Here is a 20,362-nt window from a genome sequence, read left to right on the forward strand (position 1 = left end):
TAAATAGGGAGAAACGGGTGTGGATGCCCGCGTTTCTCAGGCGTTGTCTCAGGCAACCGCGTCCAGTCGCTGCACCGATGCGGCGGTTATCTGAAACGGCGTAGGGGTGCATACGGCCAGGCTCAGTGCGTCAAGCTGGCAGTGGCTGACCGACAGGGCAGAAGCGAGTGTGCTGTCGACGCTGACGATTTGCCAGGCGGTGCCGCCGCGCTGTTTCACCATGGCTTCTTTGCGCGTCCAGATGCGCCAGAACGCGGCCAGCTGTTGGTCCGGGTGTTCGGCTTCCATTTCGGCATGTTCCCCGAGGCTGAATACCGCATTGGCCAGCGCCTGCCAGTTATGGTGTGGGCGGATGATTTCGATGTCGCAGCCCACTTCGCCTTCGTCGCTCAGCAGCAGGGCGATGTCATCGCCGCTGTGGCTCAGGTTGAACCACAACGAGGCCGGGGCTGAAAACGCCGGTTTTCCCTGTTCGCCGTAAACAATCTCGGGCAAGGGTGAAAGCGCGTGGGACAGCAGCACGCGGCCCGCCAGCCAGCGGGCTCGGCGCTTGCCTTGTGGGGCTTGAGCGTACAGCGAAGAAGGCAGTGCGCCTTTGCTCAGTGTCGACACTTTTCCCAGAACGATCCGGTACATATCAGGACCAACGCTTAATAATAATGGAAGTTGTACAGTGTATCATTTGTCACCTTATCCCGGTAATCGACTCTTGGGGCGCCCAGGCCCCAGTAATATCGCCAGTTTGCTGCCGCCTTTGGTGGTTTCCATCCAAATTTTGCACACGCTGGTTAAGGGAACAGAAAGTAACATACCTACCGGACCTAATAACCATCCCCATACCAGTAATGAGAGAAATACCACGAGAGTGGACATTCCCAGGCGATGCCCCATGATGCGCGGCTCCAGAATATTACCAATGACCATATGGACCACTAAAAAGAGCGCACCCACCAGGATACACTCATAAAACCCGTTAAATAACAGGGCCTGGATCATGGGCGGTACGGCCGAAATAACCGAACCAATATTGGGGACATAGTTCAGCAGGAAGGCGAGCACGCCCCACATGAGCGCAAACTGAATCCCCATCAGCGCAAGCCCCAGCCAGATAATGGCGCCGGTCCATAAACTCAGCAGCGTTTTCAGCGCCAGATAGTGAGAAACGCCTTTTAACGCCCGATGCAGACCGGCAATGTGGATCTGCGGATTGTTCAGCGCAAAACGCAGCTTGTAGGGGACGTGGCGGACTTCAAACAGCATGAAAACGACGGTCATCACCAGCAGAATAATACTGGCCATCGCGCCTGACAGCCCGGTCATCAGCGCAGTGGTGAGGGTCATCAGCTTGTCGGAATCGAGGCGTTGCAGCATACGCTCTGGCGACAAATGGAGATTGAGAAACGGCACCATCTCTTGCAGATGCAGGAGTTTGCGCGTCAGTTCTTTGTTGTATTTCGGCAGCATGGAAATGAATTCATTCACCGAGGAGGCCAGCACGCCGATCACTGCGGTGAGAACGATGAGCATCACCACGACCACCAGCGTGATCGCCAGCGGACGATGCAAACCCCGACGGATGAACCAGGTGACCAGCGGATTCAGGACAATGGCGAAAAAGAGCGCCAGTAAGAGTTGCACAATGATATCTGCTGCGGCATGAATCCCGGCCAGAATGACCACTAACGCCGCCAGTTTTAGCAGAATGTGCAAACCCGTTTTGTCAGGCTGAGGGGTTGTCATGTCAACGTCCTTCTTGTGTTCCGTTTGCTAAGTGTAGCGGCTGGCTTGACGCTGCTAATCTGAATCTTGCTGCTGATTTTCGTGGCCGGGCATGATAGAAATGAAACACTGTTGTAAGAACGTGGTGGATCCCATGCCAGAACCCGTCGCTGAACCGGCGCTCAATGGATTACGTCTTAATCTACGCATCGTCTCGGTTGTCATTTTTAACTTCGCCAGCTATCTGACCATCGGCCTGCCGCTCGCGGTACTGCCTGGCTATGTTCATGATGTGATGGGATTTAGCGCCTTCTGGGCGGGGCTGGTCATCAGTCTGCAATACTTTGCTACCCTCCTGAGTCGGCCCCATGCCGGACGATTCGCCGATCTCCTGGGGCCGAAAAAAATCGTGGTATTCGGTCTGTGCGGCTGTTTTTTAAGTGGCCTGAGTTATTTTTTTGCTGGTGCCACTAGCGGTTGGCCGATAGCGAGCTTACTGCTGTTGTGTCTGGGACGGCTGATCTTAGGCATCGGCCAAAGCTTTGCGGGCACTGGCTCCACGCTGTGGGGCGTAGGGGTAGTGGGATCGTTGCACATTGGGCGGGTGATTTCGTGGAACGGGATTGTCACCTATGGGGCAATGGCAATGGGGGCGCCGCTCGGCGTGCTGTTCTATGCCTGGGGTGGTTTGCAAGGGCTGGCGCTGACGATTATGGGCGTCGCCTTGCTGGCGGTGCTGTTTGCGCTCCCACGTCCCGCCGTGAAAGCCAGTAAAGGCAAACCTTTGCCGTTTCGCGCCGTTCTCGGACGGGTCTGGCTGTACGGCCTGGCGTTGTCGCTGGCGTCTGCCGGATTCGGTGTGATCGCCACCTTCATCACACTGTTTTATGACGCCAAAGGCTGGGATGGCGCGGCGTTCGCTCTCACGCTGTTTAGCTGCGCGTTTGTCGGCACGCGTCTGTTGTTCCCCAATGGCATCAATCGGATCGGCGGTTTAAATGTGGCGATGATCTGTTTTGCGGTGGAGGTCGTTGGGCTGCTGCTGGTGGGGATGGCGGTAATGCCGTGGATGGCGAAAATCGGCGTATTGCTGGCAGGGGCTGGGTTCTCGCTGGTCTTCCCGGCACTGGGCGTAGTGGCGGTGAAAGCGGTGCCGCAGCAAAACCAGGGCGCTGCGTTGGCAACCTATACGGTGTTTATGGATTTATCGTTGGGCGTCACCGGGCCGCTGGCCGGGCTGGTCATGACATGGGCGGGTGTTCCGGTTATCTATCTGGCGGCGGCAGGACTGGTGGCGGTTGCCTTTTTACTGACCTGGCAGTTAAAAAAACGGCCCCCGGCAGCGTTGCAGGAGGCCGTGTCATCGTCTTAACCGTTACTGAATGACCAGCGTGTTAATGATGTTTTCAGCGGCAGTTTGCGCTTTTTGCTGGTCGTCCGCAGGCAGCGTGATCTGCAGGGTCAGCAGTTGGCTGCCCACTTTACCCAACACGACGGAAGAGTAAGCGGTCTGGCCTTTTGCCGAGATAATGCTGTCTAACTGCTGAAGCGTGTGGCCTTTCAGCTCGATAGATTTGTTGGTCACGACCTGCAATTGCGGGTCACGGCTACGCTGTTGCTCTTCCAGACGTTTTGCCAGCACGGCCAGCTCTTCATTGGTGTCGTCGCCCACAATCACAATCACGGCTTTCTGGCCGGTGGCGTCAGAATAGACGTGCATATTGTTGGCCTGAGTCCCCAGCTTGCCGCTCTGGTCGGTCATATCTGCCGGCAGTGAGAAGCTGAGTTTGCCATCCATCAGGCTGACAGGTTGTCCGGTTGCGTTACTTTCCGCCGCGGCACCCTCTGCCGGAGCTTTCGTATCGCTGTTATCACAGGCCGCAAGCCCCATAACCAGCAGGCCAATACCGACATATTTAACCAGATTGCGCATTGACTTCTTCCTTTCGATAAACGGCCATAACGGCTCATTCACCCATCTTATCACAACTCGGAAAACGAACCTTTAACTCGTCTGCAATGCCGAGATTTCAGATTTATCTGCCAGCCTTTTCAGCAACATATTCAGCAATACGCCATACATCGGCAGGAAGAAGACGAGGCTGATCAGCACTTTGAACGCGTAGTCGACGAGGGCGATTTCCATCCAGTGCTCGGCCATAAACGCGTCCGGGCTACGCCAGAAGGCGATAAAGAAGAAGGCGAGCGTATCACTGACGTTACCAAACAGCGTCGATGCTGTCGGCGCCAGCCACCAGCGACGATTCTGGCGCAGGCGGTTAAAGACATGCACATCCAGAATCTGCCCCAGCGCGTAAGCCATAAAACTGGCGGCGGCGATACGGGCGACAAACAGGTTGAAGTGCAACAGCGCGCCAAATCCCTGCCAGGAGCCCATATAGAACAGCGACGAGATGACATAGGAGATCAGCAGGGCCGGGATCATCACGGCAAAGATGATTCGGCGTGCCAGCGGCGCGCCAAAAATACGCACGGTCAGATCGGTGGCGAGAAAAATAAAGGGAAAGCTGAACGCGCCCCACGTGGTGTGGAAACCGAAAATGGAAATCGGGAGCTGCACCAGATAGTTACTGGAGGTGATCACCAGCAAATGGAATAACGATAGCCAGAACAACGCATTTACGCGCTGCATTTGAGTGAACTGCATCATATTGTACCTTTTTAGCGATGGGGTGAGGGAACCCAATAAAAAACCGCCGAATGATACTGCGTTCTGTGCGCTTTGCAACGGTTAATTTTCACGCAACCGTTAACCTGCCTTGCGTCATAAAAAAGTGCGCGTAAACTAGAGCGGTTTTTTGACTGACTGAGTAAATCATGAGCGATCTCTTTTCTGCCGCCAAACATACACTTGATGCACAAGGACTGCGCTGCCCGGAGCCGGTAATGATGGTGCGTAAAACTGTGCGCACGATGCCTGTGGGTGAAACGTTGCTGATTATCGCCGACGATCCTGCGACCACCCGCGATATTCCTGGCTTCTGCCGCTTTATGGAACACGAGCTGATTGCCCTGCAGACCGAAAATCTGCCTTATCAATATTTGATTCGTAAGAACCACTAAAGGCGTAATAAAGATTCAGGGAGAAAGAATCTATATGGTGATTATCAGGATGATGATGCTTGTTGTGGTCACCGCGACCTGCTTTCTTAGCGGCTGTGTCTGGCATGATTACAACAGCCCTAAAATTGAGGGCGTTGTAATCCATCAGGGCCAGGCATTGGCTGGCGTAAAGGTTGCTTTGGATGATGGCAGTCGCGAGAGTGTCACTGCGACGACAGACGAGCAGGGGCATTTTTCACTTAATCCGCAGGGCGAATGGAGTGTCTTTATTCCGATTGGCCCTCAGGATCGCTTTCTCCATTGGTCAGTCATTATTTATCCGACCGGAACGGAAGGGATCACCGGGTATGAAGGTGGGGGTATAGGAGGCTTTTTCTCAGGATATTCATCCAGCGATCGTGTAAACCTGCTGTGTGATGTAGCCCTGGTCAATGAACGCGCCGATAAACCACAACGAAATTGGATTTGCCGGGCAGTGCCCGCAAATTGATCTCGCCCGGTGGCACTACGCGGGGACGTACTTACGGACACCCATGCGAAACGCAGGTCGGGTAAGGCGGTGGTAGCCGCCACCCGACAATGACGTTATTTCTTTAACAGCCGAAGCGCGTTCGCGGTCACCAGCACCGTCGCCCCCGTATCTGCCAGCACCGCCAGCCAAAGGCCGGTTATCCCCAGCAGCGTGGTGACGAGGAAAATCCCTTTTAATCCCAGCGCAATGGCGATGTTCTGCCGAATATTGGCGTGGGTTGCGCGCGCTAGCTGAATCATCTGCACCAGCCCGCGCAGGCGGTTATGGGTCAGGGCGGCATCGGCGGTTTCCAGCGCGACGTCCGTACCGCTTCCCATCGCGATACCGATCGTGGCCGCTTTCATGGCGGGCGCGTCGTTAATACCGTCGCCAACCATCGCCAGCGGCGACTGCTGGTTCAGGGCGAAGACGGCCTTGACCTTATCTTCCGGCAGCAGCCCGGCTTTAAATTCCAGCCCAAGCTCACTGGCAATCGCCGCCGCGGCACGCGGGTTATCGCCGGTCAGGATCACGCCATTCACCCCTAACGTTTTGAGCTCGCTAACGGCGGCGTGGGCATCCTCACGCAACGTATCCTGCAGGGCAATCACCCCGAGTACCGTCTCGTTACGCAGCACCAGCACCACCGTTTGTCCGGCGTTTTCCAGCTCGCCGATCTGCCCGGCAAAGGCGTCGGCAGGTTGTTTACCCGCCGCACAAATCAGTACGCGCTCGCCGTTGACCAATGCTTCAATGCCGGAACCGACCAGCGCACGTTGAGACTGCGCAGCGGGAATACTCAGCTTGCGTGTTTGGGCTTCAGCGACGATGGCCTGCGCCAGCGGGTGCGTCGACCCTTGTTCCACCGCAGCCGCCAGCGCCAGCAGGTCAGATTCGCTGATTGCTGCAGCCGGATGGATAGCCGTAACACGGGGTTTTCCGACGGTCAGCGTACCGGTTTTATCAAATGCGACATGGGTGACTCTGCCCAGTTGTTCCAGCGCCGCACCTCCTTTGATCAGCGCGCCACGGCGTGCTGCCGCTGCCAGCCCGGAGGTAATGGCGGCGGGTGTTGAGATAACCAGAGCACACGGGCAGCCAATCAGCAGCAGCGTCAGGCCTTTATAAATCCACTCCTGCCATGAGGCGGCGAACAGCAGCGGCGGAACGAGGGTGACCAGCAGCGCGATGGCCATGATCGCCGGGGTATAAATTCGGCTGAAGCGATCGATAAAACGTTCGATCGGCGCGCGGCGTTCTTCGGCCTCTTCAATCAGCTTCAGAATGCGGTCAATCGCGCTGGCACCCGGTTCAGAAAGCACTTCGAGCGTGACGAGGCGGTCAACGCTGGTGGCGCCCGCGGGTACCTTTTCGCCTGTTGCGCGCTCAACCGGGATGGATTCTCCCGTCAGCGCGCTCTCATCAAAACTGGCGAAACCGGAAACCAGTTTACCGTCGGCAGGCAAGCGGCCGCCGGCGGCAACTTCAATCGTATCCCCCGGTTGCAGGGTAGCGATCGCCACCTCTTCACGCTGTCCGTTACGGATGCGCGTGGCGGTTTCTGGTTTGAGCGCCATCAGCGCGCTGACCCCTTTACGGGCGCGGCTGGCGGCCCAACCTTCCAGGCGTTCGCCAATCAGAAACAGCAACAGCACCATTGCCGCCTCTGCGGTTGCGCCAATAAACAGCGCGCCAATGGCGGCGACGCTCATCAGCGTTTCAATAGCGAAGTAGCTGCCGGTTTTCATCAGGCGCAGCGCCTGGCGGGCAATCGGGTAGAGACCGACCAGCGTGGTGGCGATAAACGCGAACTGACCAAAAGGATGGTTGAACTGCTCCAGCCCCCAGCTGATAGCCATCATGATAATCAGCGTAATCAATGGCAGGTTTTCTTTAAACCGGGACTCAGCGGTGTCTTCCGGTGCCTGTTCGTCGCGCAGGGTGTAGCCCGCGTTTTGGACGGCGCTTTCAATTTGCTGACGCAGATCGGGGCCTGCGTCTACCACCAGTTTTTCCGTGGCGAACAGCACCTGAACCTGATTGACGCCGCTCACCTGGCGTACGGCATTCTCGACTTTTCGCGCGCAGGCGGCGCAATCCATACCCGCGACTTTCCAGGTATAACGAGTGCCTTCAACGGCGTCGGAAACAAGAGGGGCAGAGGCGCTACACGTCCCTTCACAGCAGCAGTCATCTGACTTCTGTGGTGCAGGAGCAAGCGTAAAGGATGAAAATGGTGGGGCCTTTTTGCCATCAGTTTCGGGTGTCGACATGGCATCCTCCGGTCGATGATAATTTTCTCATTAACCGGAGGATACACTCTGGAGTCGACTCCAGAGTCAAGCATTATTAGAGATAAAGCGAGCGAACAATCAGGAAGTGCCCCGCGAAGTAGCAGGCGGCGGCAATCGCGTTATCCGCACGGAAGCGATAGCGATAATGGCTCCCCAGCCAGACAATATTGCCAATGAACAGCAATGCCGCCCCCATAAACGCAGAAAATGCCGGAGCGGTGGGGCGGAAGAACCACAGTTCACCGGCCAGCCAGACCATCACCAGCGTCATCGCGATAAACGTACACACCGGTAAGCGTAGCTCTTCCAGACGTGTCCAGATGACCGCGATCAGCAGCGCGCCCAGCACCAGCAGTACCAGCGGCAGCGGCCAGAAGAAGGAGAGCGTCATCTGGCTGGCGAAGTAGATGGTGTACAGCAGGTGCGACAGGAAGAACGCGCCTATGGCATATAGCAGACGCTGGCGAGGCAGCAGTGTCAGCGCGTCGCCCACCAGTGTGGCACACAGCCCCGCGAGGACCAGATAGCTGACGGCACTGAACATCGGCGCTTGCCAGGCCAGTAACAGCAGGAGTAATAGAGTGACGGGTTTAAAGACCCAACGTTGCCACGCAGGCCCACGATAAGAAGCATCCACAAATAACCATGCGGAAAGACAGACAGCGATAAACGACCAAAGCATCTTAGTTCCTTGAATTCGTTATTTTTTCGCAAGCGATATGCTCACGGCCATAGTGTCCAGTGTAGAGGCGGGTACAGGCGGATGACAACACCATAACAGGCAAGGTATGCTTATTTCCGTATTTTCTGATGGGTTAAAAACATGAGTAAGCCACCTCTTTTTTTCATTGTTATCATTGGGTTGATTGTCGTTGCTGCGTCGTTTCGCTTTGTTCAACAGCGGCGCGAAAAAGCGGATAACGAGAGCGCGCCGTTACTGCAAAAGGCGGTGGTGGTCAGTAATAAACGCGAAAAACCGATCGATGACCGACGCTCGCGCCAGCAGCAGGTCACTCCGGCGGGCACGAGTATGCGTTATGAGGCGAGCTTTAAACCGCAGAGCGGCGGTCTGGAACACACCTTCCGTCTTGATGCGCAGCAATATCATGCGCTGACCGTGGGAGACAAAGGCATGCTGAGCTACAAAGGAACGCGCTTTGTCGATTTTGTGGGTCAGACAGAGGCCCGGTAACCGTGGCGCCACCGGGCAAAAAAATCACTTCTTCATCTGTGACTTCAGTTTCTTCTGCCAGACCAGCAGTTCAAACACACCGAACAGGAAAATGCGGATTTTCTCGCCGTTAGTCATTTGCGGGCCCTCTTTTGGCAAGGTGCTTTTCAGCAACGCGAGCTGCATACCGTGCATCAACACCATAAAGATCAGCGCGACGTTCACGAAGATATTGAGTGGCCGTGGGAAAGGTTGTACTACGTTAAGCAACAAAAATGCCCAGACGCAGAGCATCAACAACCGTCCCAGATTAATCAGCATTACGTTCTCCTTGTTTTTCTCTTTGATATAAACGGTATGCGACTTGCCCGGCCACTTTTTCGCGATACAGCGACCAGTTTTCCGGGACAGGCGGCAGACCGTTTTCGACTTCGCTTTCGATATAAATATAGGCTTCATCAGCCAGCCAGCCGTGCGTTTCCAGTAACGTCAGCGTCTCTTCCAGCAGTCCCTTACGAAAGGGCGGATCGACGAAGACTACGTTGTGCGGCGTCCCGGTTTGGGCAAGGTGCGCCAGGGTGTTGGCGTTGATGACCCGGGCATTGCTGGCTTTCAGCGTCGCCAGATTTTTTTGCAACTGTTGCGATACAGCGCGATCCATCTCCAGTAGCGTCGCGCCTGCCGCATAGCGGGACAGTGCCTCCAGCCCCAGTGCGCCGCTGCCCGCAAAACAGTCCAGACAGTGGGCGTCGACCATGACGGGCGCCAGCCAGTTGAACAGCGTTTCGCGGACCCGGTCAGTCGTCGGGCGCAGACCCGGGCTGTCCGGCACCGGGAGTTTACGACCCCGCCATTGTCCGCCAATAATCCGGATTTGACCGCTGCCTGAGTGATTCGGTTTTTTCATGTCAATAATGGTCCAATCCGCGGCTGATACGTAATACCAGGCGGTGATGTGAATTAAGTTAAGTGATAGACTATTTCATCATTTTTATAGCTGCTATGTACATAGCGTTGACGCTGTGCCATGAAGCAACAGCGGGGAGTATGGTCGCAAATGGCAAAAGAGAAAAAACGTGGCTTTTTTTCCTGGCTGGGCTTTGGTCAAAAAGAGCAGGCACCGGAAAACGAGACAGAACTAAAAAGCGAAGAACAACAACAGGTTACTGATGAGGTTGTTGCGACTGAAGAGCAGCAGCACGCCCCGGAACCGCACAAAGACGCTGAATCGGAAGCCTTTGCCGCTGAGGTGGTGGAAGTCACTGAGCAGGTTGCCGAAAGTGAAAAACCGCAGCCGGAGCCTGCCATTGTTGACGCAGCGCCGGTCGAATCCGACGTTGAACCACAGCCAGAGGTCGTAGAAACGCTCGCTGCGATCGTCGAAGAACCGGTTGTTGAAACACCCGCCCCGGCCGTTGCTGTCGCTGATGTTATCGAACATGAAGTGCTGCCGTTGCCGGAAGAGGTGCAAGCCGAAGACATTTCACCGCAGGAGTGGCAAGCCGAAGCGGAAACCGTCGAAATCATTGAGGCGGTCGAGGAAGAAGCGGAAAACGAACCCGAATTAACCGACGAAGAGCTGGAAGCGCAGGCGCTGGCCGCCGACGCGGAAGAAGAAGCGGCAGAAGAAGTCGAAGAGACAGAAGAGCCGGTTGTTGACGCCGAAGAAGCACAAGAAGAGACACCGGTTGAAGAGAGCGTGCAGGAACAGGAAAAACCGACCAAAGAAGGTTTCTTTGCGCGCCTGAAACGCAGTCTGCTGAAAACCAAAGAAAACCTCGGTTCCGGATTTATCAGTCTGTTCCGTGGAAAGAAAATCGACGATGATCTCTTCGAAGAGCTGGAAGAGCAGTTGCTGATCGCCGACGTCGGGGTGGAAACCACCCGCAAGATTATTGCTAATCTGACCGATGGCGCCAGCCGTAAGCAACTGCGCGACGCCGAAGCGCTCTACGGATTGCTCAAAGATGAAATGGGCGAGATTCTGGCGAAAGTCGAAGAACCATTGAATGTTGATGGCAAAACCCCGTTTGTTATTTTAATGGTTGGCGTGAACGGCGTGGGTAAAACCACCACTATCGGTAAGCTGGCGCGTCAATTTGAACAGCAGGGCAAATCCGTGATGCTGGCGGCAGGGGACACCTTCCGTGCCGCGGCGGTAGAGCAGTTGCAGGTTTGGGGGCAACGTAACAACATTCCGGTGATTGCTCAGCACACGGGCGCAGATTCCGCTTCCGTGATCTTTGATGCGATTCAGGCGGCGAAGGCGCGTAACGTTGACGTGCTGATCGCCGATACGGCAGGTCGTCTGCAGAACAAAGCGCACCTGATGGAAGAATTGAAAAAAATCGTTCGCGTCATGAAGAAGCTGGATGAAGACGCGCCGCATGAAGTTATGCTGACTATCGATGCCAGCACCGGGCAGAATGCGATAAGCCAGGCCAAACTGTTCCACGAAGCGGTGGGGTTGACCGGTATCACTCTGACCAAGCTGGACGGAACGGCGAAAGGGGGAGTTATCTTCTCGGTTGCCGATCAGTTTGGCATTCCTATCCGCTATATTGGTGTGGGCGAACGTATCGAGGATTTACGTCCGTTTAAAGCGGGCGATTTTATAGAGGCACTTTTTGCCCGAGAGGATTAACAATGATTCGCTTTGAACATGTCAGCAAGGCCTATCTCGGTGGAAGACAAGCGCTGCAAGGGGTCACATTCCACATGCAGCCTGGCGAGATGGCGTTCCTGACCGGTCACTCTGGTGCGGGGAAAAGTACCCTGCTGAAGCTGATCTGTGGGATTGAGCGGCCAAGCGCCGGGAAAATCTACTTCAGTGGGCATGACATCACGCGTTTGAAAAACCGTGAAGTGCCGTTTCTGCGCCGTCAGATCGGGATGATTTTCCAGGATCACCACCTGTTGATGGATCGTACGGTCTTCGACAACGTGGCGATCCCGTTGATTATTGCGGGCGCCAGCGGAGACGACATTCGTCGTCGCGTGTCGGCAGCACTGGATAAAGTTGGCCTGTTGGACAAAGCGAAGAACTTCCCGATTCAACTCTCCGGCGGTGAACAGCAACGTGTGGGCATCGCCCGGGCCGTGGTGAACAAACCGGCTGTATTGCTGGCGGATGAACCGACCGGGAACCTGGATGATGCGCTGTCGGAAGGGATCTTACGTCTGTTCGAAGAGTTTAACCGCGTCGGGGTGACGGTACTGATGGCAACGCACGACATTGGGCTTATTTCCCGTCGTTCGTATCGGATGCTGACCCTGAGCGATGGACATTTGCATGGAGGCGAGGCCCGTGAATAAGCGCGACGCGATTAATCAAATCAGGCAATTCGGTGGTCGACTGGACCGCTTCCGTAAATCTGGCGGTGCGCCGGGAGACGGTGGCCGCAATGCGCCAAAGCGTGCGAAGTCTGCGCCAAAACCCAATTCGCGTAAAACCAACGTCTTTAACGAACAGGTTCGCTACGCGTTCCAGGGGGCGTTACAGGATCTGAAAAGCAAACCGTTGGCGACGTTTCTGACGGTGATGGTTATCGCGATCTCCCTGACCCTGCCAAGCGTGTGCTACATGGTTTACAAAAACGTGAACCATGCGGCGACGCAATATTACCCTTCTCCGCAGATCACCGTATATCTGCAAAAAACGCTGGATGATGACGCAGCGGCAGGGGTGGTGGCGCAGTTACAGGGCGAGCAGGGCGTGGAAAAAGTGAATTACCTGTCGCGAGATGACGCGCTGGGCGAGTTCCGTAACTGGTCCGGATTCGGCGGCGCGCTGGACATGCTGGAAGAGAATCCGCTGCCGGCAGTGGCGGTGGTGGTGCCGAAACTCGACTTTCAGGGAACGGACTCGTTGAATACGTTGCGCGATCGGATTTCGCAAATTAACGGTATCGACGAAGTGCGCATGGATGATAGCTGGTTTGCCCGTCTCGCCGCGCTGACTGGTCTGGTTGGCCGGGTATCGGCGATGATCGGCGTACTGATGGTGGCGGCGGTATTCCTCGTCATCGGCAACAGCGTGCGCCTGAGCATTTTTGCCCGTCGCGATACCATTAATGTGCAGAAACTGATCGGGGCGACAGACGGTTTTATTCTGCGTCCGTTCCTGTATGGCGGTGCGCTGCTGGGCTTCTCTGGCGCATTTCTCTCTCTGATTTTGTCAGAAATTTTGGTGATGCGACTGTCGTCTGCCGTGACGGAAGTGGCGCAGGTTTTCGGAACGAAATTTGATATCAACGGGTTATCGTTCGACGAGTGTCTGCTGTTGTTGCTGGTGTGCTCAATGATTGGCTGGGTGGCAGCCTGGCTTGCCACGGTACAACATTTACGTCACTTTACTCCTGACTAAAAAAACCGTGATATAATCTTTCCCTGCAATGAATTCCCGTTCGCAGGGAAAGAGCTTCAAAAAAATCTCCTGTCCCTGCCCGCGTATTTTTCAAAACGGTGTCACATTTTGTGCGTAGTTTATTCACAGCGTTGCATTGAACTTGTGGATAGAATCACTGTCTGATAAAAATGTGAATGATATTCTCGTTGCTCATAAGCTCTGGCATGATTGTTGTTGTAACGCCGGAAGATAAAGATTGAGAGGATTTGAATGACCAAAGAAATGCAAAATTTAGCTTTAGCCCCTGTTGGTAACCTGGAGTCTTACATCCGGGCTGCAAACGCGTGGCCGATGTTGTCGGCTGACGAGGAGCGGGCACTTGCTGAAAAGCTGCATTACCAGGGCGATCTGGAGGCAGCGAAGACGCTGATTCTGTCTCACCTGCGCTTTGTTGTTCATGTTGCTCGTAACTATGCGGGCTATGGCCTGCCGCAGGCGGATCTGATTCAGGAAGGTAACATCGGCCTGATGAAAGCCGTGCGCCGTTTTAACCCGGAAGTGGGTGTGCGCCTGGTCTCCTTCGCCGTGCACTGGATCAAAGCTGAGATCCACGAATATGTTCTGCGTAACTGGCGTATCGTCAAAGTGGCGACCACCAAAGCGCAGCGTAAGCTGTTCTTCAACCTGCGTAAAACCAAGCAGCGTCTGGGCTGGTTTAATCAGGATGAAGTCGAAATGGTGGCGCGCGAGCTGGGTGTTTCCAGCAAAGACGTCCGCGAAATGGAATCCCGTATGGCGGCCCAGGACATGACGTTTGATATGTCCTCGGATGATGAGTCCGACAGCCAGCCGATGGCGCCAGTACTCTATCTGCAGGACAAATCGTCTAACTTTGCCGACGGCATTGAAGACGATAACTGGGAAGAACAGGCGGCAAACCGTCTGACCGACGCCATGCAGGGGCTGGACGAGCGTAGCCAGGACATCATTCGTGCGCGTTGGCTGGATGAAGACAACAAGTCTACCTTGCAGGAACTGGCCGATCGCTACGGCGTTTCCGCAGAACGTGTGCGCCAGCTTGAAAAGAACGCCATGAAAAAACTTCGCGCCGCTATCGAAGCGTAATTCCCGCGAAGTTCCCGATAAACCCTCGAATGCAAATTCGGGGGTTTTGTTTTTTTAACGCCTGCTCTGGCGAATTTTCTCCCCCTGGCAAACACTTACCGATGGGTTTTGCGCATCTTAGGGGATCAAAATGAAAAATAACGAACTGAATGAACGGCGTTTACAAGCGACGCCGCGCGGTATCGGCGTGATGTGCGATTTTTATGCCGACAGAGCAGAGAACGCCACGCTGTGGGACGTGGAAGGCAATGAGGTGATTGATTTTGCCGCCGGTATTGCGGTGCTTAACACCGGCCATCGACACCCAAAAATTATCGCTGCCATTGAGAAGCAGCTTCAGTCATTCACCCATACGGCTTATCAAATCGTTCCTTATGAAAGCTACGTCCGGCTTGCGGAACGCATCAACGAACGTGTCCCCATCAACGGTCCGGTAAAAACCGCCTTTTTCTCTACCGGAGCGGAAGCGGTAGAGAACGCGGTGAAGATTGCCCGTGCCTACACCAAACGACCTGGACTGATTACCTTCGGCGGCGCATTCCATGGGCGAACCTTTATGACCATGGCGCTGACCGGAAAGGTCGCTCCCTACAAAATTGGCTTTGGACCGTTCCCCGGGTCGGTGTATCACGCCCAGTATCCTAATGCGGTGCACGGGGTCAGCACGGCAGACGCGCTGCAAAGCCTGGAGCGAATTTTCAAAGCGGATATCGCGCCCGATCAGGTAGCGGCAATCATCCTTGAGCCGGTACAGGGTGAAGGGGGATTTAACGTCGCACCCGGTGAATTTATGCACGCGCTGCGCGCGTTGTGCGATACCCACGGTATTCTCTTGATTGCCGATGAGGTACAGACCGGTTTCGCCCGTACGGGAAAACTGTTTGCGATGGAGCATTACAGCGTACAACCCGATCTCATCACGATGGCGAAAAGTCTGGCTGGCGGGATGCCGCTGTCGGCGGTTGCCGGACGCGCCGACATTATGGATGCGCCAGCGCCAGGAGGACTCGGGGGCACCTACGCCGGGAATCCGCTGGCCGTTGCCGCCGCGCATGCCGTACTGGATGTGATTGATGAAGAGAAGCTGTGCGCGCGTGCCGCCGCGTTAGGCCAACATCTGGTTGAGGCGCTTAACACGGCCAAAGCGAATTGTCCGCATATTGCGGATATTCGCGCGCAGGGCTCCATGGTGGCGGTGGAGTTTAACGATCCGTCATCCGGCCAGCCGTCGCCTGAATTTACCCGCCAGGTACAGAGTAAAGCGCTGGCGCAAGGACTCTTGCTGCTCAGCTGTGGCGTTTACGGCAATGTGATCCGCTTCCTCTACCCGCTGACTATCCCCGACGCACAATTTCGCAAAGCGCTGGAGATTATTACGCACTCGCTGACACGATAAACCTGCGCCGCCCATTGCGGCGGCCACTTTTTTTGTCATTAACTTGTTATCTGACTGTCAAATTAGCTATTCCAAAATCTTAAAAATCGGGTATGTTTTAGCAGAGTGTGCTGAAAAAGCGTGAACTGCACACCTATAATTGAAATAAAACGCTAAACAACAACATCACAACACACGTAATAACCACAATAATGGGGATTCTCAGGATGAATATGAAGGGTAAAGCGTTATTGGCAGGATGTATCGCCCTGTCTTTGAGCAATATGGCGTTTGCTAAGGATATTAAAGTCGCAGTCGTCGGCGCAATGTCGGGTCCGGTCGCGCAGTATGGCGATCAGGAGTTTACGGGTGCGGAGCAGGCGATTGCCGATATCAACGCGAAAGGCGGCATTAAAGGCGACAAACTGGTCATCGTGAAATATGACGATGCCTGTGACCCGAAACAAGCGGTCGCGGTCGCCAACAAAGTGGTTAACGACGGCATTAAGTACGTTATTGGTCACCTGTGCTCTTCATCCACCCAGCCTGCGTCTGACATCTATGAAGACGAAGGCATTCTGATGATCACGCCAGCGGCAACCGCGCCGGAACTGACCGCACGTGGCTATAAATTGCTTCTGCGTACCACCGGTCTGGACTCTGACCAGGGACCTACGGCGGCGAAATACATTCTGGATAGCGTGAAACCGAAGCGCATCGCGATCATTCACGATAAACAGCAATACGGTGAAGGTCTGGCGCGTGCCGTTCAGGACGACCTGAAAAAAGGTAATGCCGACGTCGTATTCTTTGACGGTATTACGGCTGGCGAGAAAGATTTCTCCACGCTGGTGGCGCGTCTGAAGAAAGAAAACATCGACTTCGTCTACTACGGCGGTTACCACCCGGAGATGGGACAGATCCTGCGTCAGGCTCGCGCGGCGGGTCTGAAAACGCAGTTTATGGGACCTGAAGGGGTGGCGAACGTCTCCCTGTCTAACATTGCCGGTGAATCCGCCGAAGGGATGTTGGTAACGAAGCCGAAGAACTACGATCAGGTTCCGGCGAACAAACCGATTGTGGATGCCATCAAGGCGAAGAAGCAGGATCCCAGCGGTGCGTTCGTATGGACCACCTATGCGGCGCTGCAATCTTTACAGGCTGGCTTGAATCAGTCTGAAGATCCGGCTGAGATCGCCAACTACCTGAAAGCGAACACCGTAGAAACCGTGATGGGGCCGCTCTCCTGGGATGAGAAAGGTGACCTGAAGGGCTTCGAATTCGGCGTCTTTGACTGGCACGCCAACGGAACCGCGACTGACGCGAAATAATATCAATAACCCTCTCCCTCTAAGGGAGAGGGATCTCTGATAATGATTCACAGATTCATGGCCTTTTTGAGAAAGAATTGTTCGATATCTAGACGCTGATTAGGGGAGTCAGAAATTGATCAACTGACGAACCCCATGAATAATTTCATGGATATAGGTTTGATCCATTCCGATAATGCCCTCAACAAAAATATCAGAGCGCACTTCTGTTGATAGTTTGAATTTTAAATAATAACTTTCATTGGACTGCATATTTTTACCCACAGTTAGTGTAATCATTCCTTCCATTGGGCTGAAGGTGATTTCTTTTTCAACCATATTGTCTCGCAATTCTATTAATTGTGCATGAAATTCCTCAAGCTCACCGACATAGCAATCCCATATGGCGTCCAGACTTATTCCTTTAGATTTGAACTCGACATACATATTTAAACATTCATGATAAAATCCTTTTTCGGGCGTGTTAGTTATTTTCTCGTAAGGCGTTATCGCTAAAGTGACTTCATTATGAATAATCTGCAACATATTAATTACCTCAATGGTTTGTATGCAAAATGCGTTATGGTCCAGGTTCTCTCATTGACAATAACTTCAAGAGTATAATCTTTGTTCTCGTAGCTTCCTAAATGTTTATTGTACCTTGAGCGACGAATGCCTATTTCATAGCGAGCCGTTTTGAGGTTCGATTTTCGAAGTAGATCAGGCATTCTTCTTCCATAGCGGAGCGCTTTTTCTTGAATATAAACGGGAACGTATCTGGCAGGTTCTTTCATGTGTTCCGCTGCTTTTGGTGTGAATTTTAATGCTTCAGGAGACAAGCCCACTTTGATCCTTCCTCGAAGGATATTCATGATGCCGTCACCGAGTAAGGATTCAAACTCGACAAATAACCCACGTTGGGTTAATACCTTAAATGAGAACGAGCCAAATCGAAATGCTTTGTAAATTAAAGCTCCAGCAAATATAAAATCCAAAGGATCTAGCCATGGATGTTCTAATGGCAGTTCCATCCTCATAACATACTGACCATTGTAATCATAAACATCATAAAGGTCTGACATGCCATTATTGAGATAACCTATACACAATCCATTTTCTTCATCAATAATGGGAGAGTAGGATTCTGGGATGTTTCTTTCAGGGATGAGAGAAAAGAAAACGTCGTCTTCTAGTGGGGAAGTGAAATTATAATGAATTCCATAATGCACATCATTTAAATACTCGTAGTTTATATCACTCATGAATGAATTCTGCCGATTTATTAAATTCAGCTAACAATAATTTTTTCATTTGAAAAATAAAAGATGAATACGTGCTTTATATCGGTATTACCTGAATATTTCGCAGCAGGGATGTGAGCAGGACTTACCAGAAAAGTACGACTGGGTGGAAACTCCCCCATCGGCGATAAGATTCAGGGGGACTAGCCTTAGAGATTAAAGTAATCGCATTGAAGCTAACGCCGCTCCCACCCACTTTCCCGCTCCACAAACCCCAACGCCTGCATAAACGCCGCCATCACAACCCGGTCCTCAACGCCGACATCCGCCATCCACCAGGAGACGACGTTCGGGTTATCGCGCAGCACTTCTTCGACTAAATATTGCCCCACGCCACGGCGTCGTGTGACTTCGCGTATACGCAATGAATCCAGCGCGCCTTGCGTTGTACCGAGCGTGACCCGAACGGCTCCCAGTAGACGCTCGTTAAAGCGCGCGGCGTAGATCCGGTGCGTTTCATCAAGTGTTAAGGAGGAGGCTGAATATTCCGGCCAAATTTTGCCCAGATCGATGCGATCCTGGGCGCTGAAGTTTTCTAAACGAATGATGGTCAGCTTCATCAACAGCATGTCCAAATCTCAAAAGATGGGGACAGTTTACCGAAATAATTTCCCCGGAGGCTTTCTCTTTTTTCTATCATTTGTTAGGTGATTAATGTTTTGACAGCGAAAAGTACAGTTTGAAACATTAGAGAATGAAAATTAGGCAGAATAATTCCCTGAAAGGCAGTGTTTTATTCCGCCCTTTGTATCGTTATTTTATGCTGACAACGGCGCTTTTTTTTGTTTATCTATAGTGAAAAGCAGAATATTATCTTTTCTTAATCGACTGAAAAATAGAGATTTTAATCTGTATTTGCTTAAAAGGCATCGCTAAACCATTAATGGGATTGATAAAAGTAGCGAAGTTCAAAAAAAGCACAGACTGCTTTTTGACCATATAAATACAAACTATAAATCACATCACAAATGGGGTTCTCAGAATGAAACGGAATGCGAAAACGGTCATCGCAGGGGTCATTGCATTAGCGATATCGCATGCAGCAATGGCTGAGGATATTAAAGTGGCGGTCGTGGGGGCGATGTCCGGCCCGGTGGCGCAATGGGGAGACATGGAATTTAATGGTGCGCGTCAGGCCATTAAAGACATCAACGCCAAAGGCGGCATCAAAGGCGACAAGCTGGTTGGCGTTGAGTATGACGATGCCTGCGATCCAAAACAGGCCGTGGCGGTGGCGAACAAGATCGTCAACGACGGCATTCAGTATGTTATTGGCCACCTGTGTTCTTCTTCCACCCAGCCTGCATCTGACATCTATGAAGAAGAAGGCATTCTGATGATCACCCCGGGGGCGACGAACCCGGAGCTGACGCAGCGTGGCTATGAACACATCATGCGTACGGCGGGCCTGGACTCTTCTCAGGGACCGACCGCCGCCAAATACATTCTTGAAACCGTGAAGCCGCAGCGTATTGCCATCATTCACGATAAGCAGCAATACGGCGAAGGGCTGGCGCGTTCGGTGCAGGACGGCCTGAAAGCAGGCAACGCCAATATCGTCTTCTTTGATGGGATCACGGCCGGAGAGAAAGATTTCTCTGCGCTGATCGCGCGTCTGCAAAAAGACAACATCGACTTCGTCTATTACGGCGGCTACTACCCGGAAATGGGCCAGATGCTGCGCCAGGCGCGTGCTGTCAGCCTGAAAACGCAGTTTATGGGACCGGAAGGCGTGGGTAATGCGTCATTGTCGAACATCGCGGGCGAGGCGGGCGAAGGCATGCTGGTGACGATGCCGAAACGCTATGACCAGGATCCGGCAAACAAAGCCATCGTGGATGAGTTGAAAGCAGAGAAAAAAGATCCGAGCGGTCCGTACGTGTGGATCACCTACGCTGCGGTGCAGTCGCTGGCGACGGCCCTGGAACGTAGCGGCAGCAAAGCGCCGCTGGATTTGGTGAAAGATCTGAAAGCACACGGGGCTGATACCGTGATTGGGCCGCTGAAATGGGATGAAAAAGGCGATCTAAAGGGATTTGAATTTGGTGTCTTCCAGTGGCACGCCGACGGTTCTTCCTCGGTAGCCAAATAATCATCCCACCGCCCGGTGTTACCGGGCGGAAT

22 protein-coding genes are annotated in these 20,362 nt (G+C 53.5%); 11 read left to right on the plus strand and 11 right to left on the minus strand.

Translation table 11 applies throughout. The features are described from left to right. Nucleotides 1-48 precede the first annotated feature (48 nt). Entirely contained in the window at nucleotides 49-636 is a 588-nt protein-coding gene (acpT, locus tag P2W74_RS01100) for a 4'-phosphopantetheinyl transferase AcpT (protein ID WP_276293582.1), read from the minus strand. A 54-nt stretch (nucleotides 637-690) separates the two neighbouring features. After that, nucleotides 691-1,740 (minus strand): AI-2E family transporter, encoded by a 1,050-nt coding sequence (locus P2W74_RS01105; protein WP_276293583.1) that lies wholly within the window; start codon nucleotides 1,738-1,740, stop codon nucleotides 691-693. A 91-nt stretch (nucleotides 1,741-1,831) separates the two neighbouring features. Here P2W74_RS01105 and P2W74_RS01110 point away from each other — a divergent pair, with 91 nt between their 5' ends. Next, nucleotides 1,832-3,091, plus strand: coding sequence for an MFS transporter (locus tag P2W74_RS01110; RefSeq protein ID WP_276293584.1), 1,260 nt, complete (start codon nucleotides 1,832-1,834; stop codon nucleotides 3,089-3,091). A gap of 3 nt (nucleotides 3,092-3,094) precedes the next feature. Here P2W74_RS01110 and P2W74_RS01115 read toward each other — a convergent pair whose 3' ends face one another. Together P2W74_RS01115 and P2W74_RS01120 are read right to left on the minus strand one after the other, a co-directional pair. Next, nucleotides 3,095-3,652 (minus strand): DcrB family lipoprotein, encoded by a 558-nt coding sequence (locus tag P2W74_RS01115; RefSeq protein WP_276293585.1) that lies wholly within the window; start codon nucleotides 3,650-3,652, stop codon nucleotides 3,095-3,097. A 72-nt stretch (nucleotides 3,653-3,724) separates the two neighbouring features. After that, nucleotides 3,725-4,390: a 7-cyano-7-deazaguanine/7-aminomethyl-7-deazaguanine transporter gene (locus P2W74_RS01120; protein ID WP_276293586.1), complete on the minus strand. Its 666-nt coding sequence runs from the start codon at nucleotides 4,388-4,390 to the stop codon at nucleotides 3,725-3,727. A gap of 167 nt (nucleotides 4,391-4,557) precedes the next feature. Here P2W74_RS01120 and tusA point away from each other — a divergent pair, with 167 nt between their 5' ends. Together tusA and P2W74_RS01130 are read left to right on the plus strand one after the other, a co-directional pair. Then, a complete protein-coding gene (gene tusA, locus P2W74_RS01125; RefSeq protein WP_276293587.1) occupies nucleotides 4,558-4,803 on the plus strand; it encodes a sulfurtransferase TusA in 246 nt (81 codons plus the stop codon). A gap of 34 nt (nucleotides 4,804-4,837) precedes the next feature. Continuing rightward, the gene (locus P2W74_RS01130; protein WP_276293588.1) at nucleotides 4,838-5,293 is read left to right on the plus strand and encodes a carboxypeptidase-like regulatory domain-containing protein; all 456 of its coding nucleotides are present in this window, start codon (nucleotides 4,838-4,840) and stop codon (nucleotides 5,291-5,293) included. 95 nt (nucleotides 5,294-5,388) lie between these two features. On the opposite strand, the gene zntA is transcribed toward P2W74_RS01130, so the two are convergent. Next, nucleotides 5,389-7,587 carry a Zn(II)/Cd(II)/Pb(II) translocating P-type ATPase ZntA gene (gene zntA / locus P2W74_RS01135; protein WP_276293589.1) on the minus strand — a complete coding sequence of 733 codons (2,199 nt, stop codon included), beginning with the start codon at nucleotides 7,585-7,587 and terminating at the stop codon, nucleotides 5,389-5,391. A gap of 76 nt (nucleotides 7,588-7,663) precedes the next feature. After that, nucleotides 7,664-8,290: a lysoplasmalogenase gene (locus P2W74_RS01140; RefSeq protein WP_203359686.1), complete on the minus strand. Its 627-nt coding sequence runs from the start codon at nucleotides 8,288-8,290 to the stop codon at nucleotides 7,664-7,666. 141 nt (nucleotides 8,291-8,431) lie between these two features. On the opposite strand from P2W74_RS01140, the gene P2W74_RS01145 reads away from it, so the two are divergent. Then, nucleotides 8,432-8,800, plus strand: coding sequence for a DUF2500 domain-containing protein (locus P2W74_RS01145; protein WP_276293590.1), 369 nt, complete (start codon nucleotides 8,432-8,434; stop codon nucleotides 8,798-8,800). Between the two features lie 24 nt (nucleotides 8,801-8,824). On the opposite strand, the gene P2W74_RS01150 is transcribed toward P2W74_RS01145, so the two are convergent. Together P2W74_RS01150 and rsmD are read right to left on the minus strand one after the other, a co-directional pair. Beyond that, nucleotides 8,825-9,100 carry a DUF1145 family protein gene (locus tag P2W74_RS01150; RefSeq protein WP_276293591.1) on the minus strand — a complete coding sequence of 92 codons (276 nt, stop codon included), beginning with the start codon at nucleotides 9,098-9,100 and terminating at the stop codon, nucleotides 8,825-8,827. Then, complete coding sequence (gene rsmD / locus P2W74_RS01155) at nucleotides 9,090-9,686, minus strand: 16S rRNA (guanine(966)-N(2))-methyltransferase (protein ID WP_276293592.1); 597 nt, start codon at nucleotides 9,684-9,686, stop codon at nucleotides 9,090-9,092. Before rsmD ends, P2W74_RS01150 begins: the two co-directional genes overlap by 11 nt. 150 nt (nucleotides 9,687-9,836) lie before the next feature. On the opposite strand from rsmD, the gene ftsY reads away from it, so the two are divergent. The 6 genes from ftsY to livJ all read left to right on the plus strand — a co-directional run bounded on the left by ftsY (nucleotide 9,837) and on the right by livJ (nucleotide 16,958). After that, complete coding sequence (gene ftsY / locus P2W74_RS01160) at nucleotides 9,837-11,423, plus strand: signal recognition particle-docking protein FtsY (protein ID WP_276293593.1); 1,587 nt, start codon at nucleotides 9,837-9,839, stop codon at nucleotides 11,421-11,423. A gap of 2 nt (nucleotides 11,424-11,425) precedes the next feature. Beyond that, entirely contained in the window at nucleotides 11,426-12,094 is a 669-nt protein-coding gene (ftsE, locus tag P2W74_RS01165) for a cell division ATP-binding protein FtsE (protein WP_192614228.1), read from the plus strand. After that, on the plus strand, nucleotides 12,087-13,145 hold the full coding sequence (ftsX, locus tag P2W74_RS01170) for a permease-like cell division protein FtsX (RefSeq protein ID WP_276293594.1): 1,059 nt from the start codon (nucleotides 12,087-12,089) through the stop codon (nucleotides 13,143-13,145). The genes ftsE and ftsX overlap by 8 nt, the downstream gene beginning before the upstream one ends. Before the next feature lie 252 nt (nucleotides 13,146-13,397). After that, nucleotides 13,398-14,252: an RNA polymerase sigma factor RpoH gene (rpoH, locus tag P2W74_RS01175; protein WP_045448525.1), complete on the plus strand. Its 855-nt coding sequence runs from the start codon at nucleotides 13,398-13,400 to the stop codon at nucleotides 14,250-14,252. Between the two features lie 130 nt (nucleotides 14,253-14,382). Further along, nucleotides 14,383-15,648 (plus strand): 4-aminobutyrate--2-oxoglutarate transaminase, encoded by a 1,266-nt coding sequence (locus tag P2W74_RS01180; protein WP_276293595.1) that lies wholly within the window; start codon nucleotides 14,383-14,385, stop codon nucleotides 15,646-15,648. A 206-nt stretch (nucleotides 15,649-15,854) separates the two neighbouring features. Continuing rightward, the gene (livJ, locus tag P2W74_RS01185; protein WP_276293596.1) at nucleotides 15,855-16,958 is read left to right on the plus strand and encodes a branched chain amino acid ABC transporter substrate-binding protein LivJ; all 1,104 of its coding nucleotides are present in this window, start codon (nucleotides 15,855-15,857) and stop codon (nucleotides 16,956-16,958) included. Nucleotides 16,959-17,066: 108 nt separating this feature from the next. On the opposite strand, the gene P2W74_RS01190 is transcribed toward livJ, so the two are convergent. The 3 genes from P2W74_RS01190 to panM all read right to left on the minus strand — a co-directional run bounded on the left by P2W74_RS01190 (nucleotide 17,067) and on the right by panM (nucleotide 18,798). Continuing rightward, nucleotides 17,067-17,483, minus strand: a complete 417-nt coding sequence (locus tag P2W74_RS01190) for a WapI family immunity protein (protein ID WP_276293597.1) — start codon at nucleotides 17,481-17,483, stop codon at nucleotides 17,067-17,069. A 5-nt stretch (nucleotides 17,484-17,488) separates the two neighbouring features. Continuing rightward, a complete protein-coding gene (locus P2W74_RS01195) occupies nucleotides 17,489-18,199 on the minus strand; it encodes a hypothetical protein (protein ID WP_276293598.1) in 711 nt (236 codons plus the stop codon). A 215-nt stretch (nucleotides 18,200-18,414) separates the two neighbouring features. Next, nucleotides 18,415-18,798 carry an aspartate 1-decarboxylase autocleavage activator PanM gene (gene panM, locus P2W74_RS01200; RefSeq protein ID WP_276295278.1) on the minus strand — a complete coding sequence of 128 codons (384 nt, stop codon included), beginning with the start codon at nucleotides 18,796-18,798 and terminating at the stop codon, nucleotides 18,415-18,417. A 422-nt stretch (nucleotides 18,799-19,220) separates the two neighbouring features. On the opposite strand from panM, the gene livK reads away from it, so the two are divergent. Next, nucleotides 19,221-20,330, plus strand: a complete 1,110-nt coding sequence (gene livK, locus P2W74_RS01205; protein ID WP_192614233.1) for a high-affinity branched-chain amino acid ABC transporter substrate-binding protein LivK — start codon at nucleotides 19,221-19,223, stop codon at nucleotides 20,328-20,330. The last annotated feature ends 32 nt before the right edge of the window (nucleotides 20,331-20,362 follow it).

Origin of the sequence: Citrobacter enshiensis (assembly GCF_029338175.1) — a bacterium.
GTDB classification, from domain to species: domain Bacteria; phylum Pseudomonadota; class Gammaproteobacteria; order Enterobacterales; family Enterobacteriaceae; genus Citrobacter_D; species Citrobacter_D enshiensis.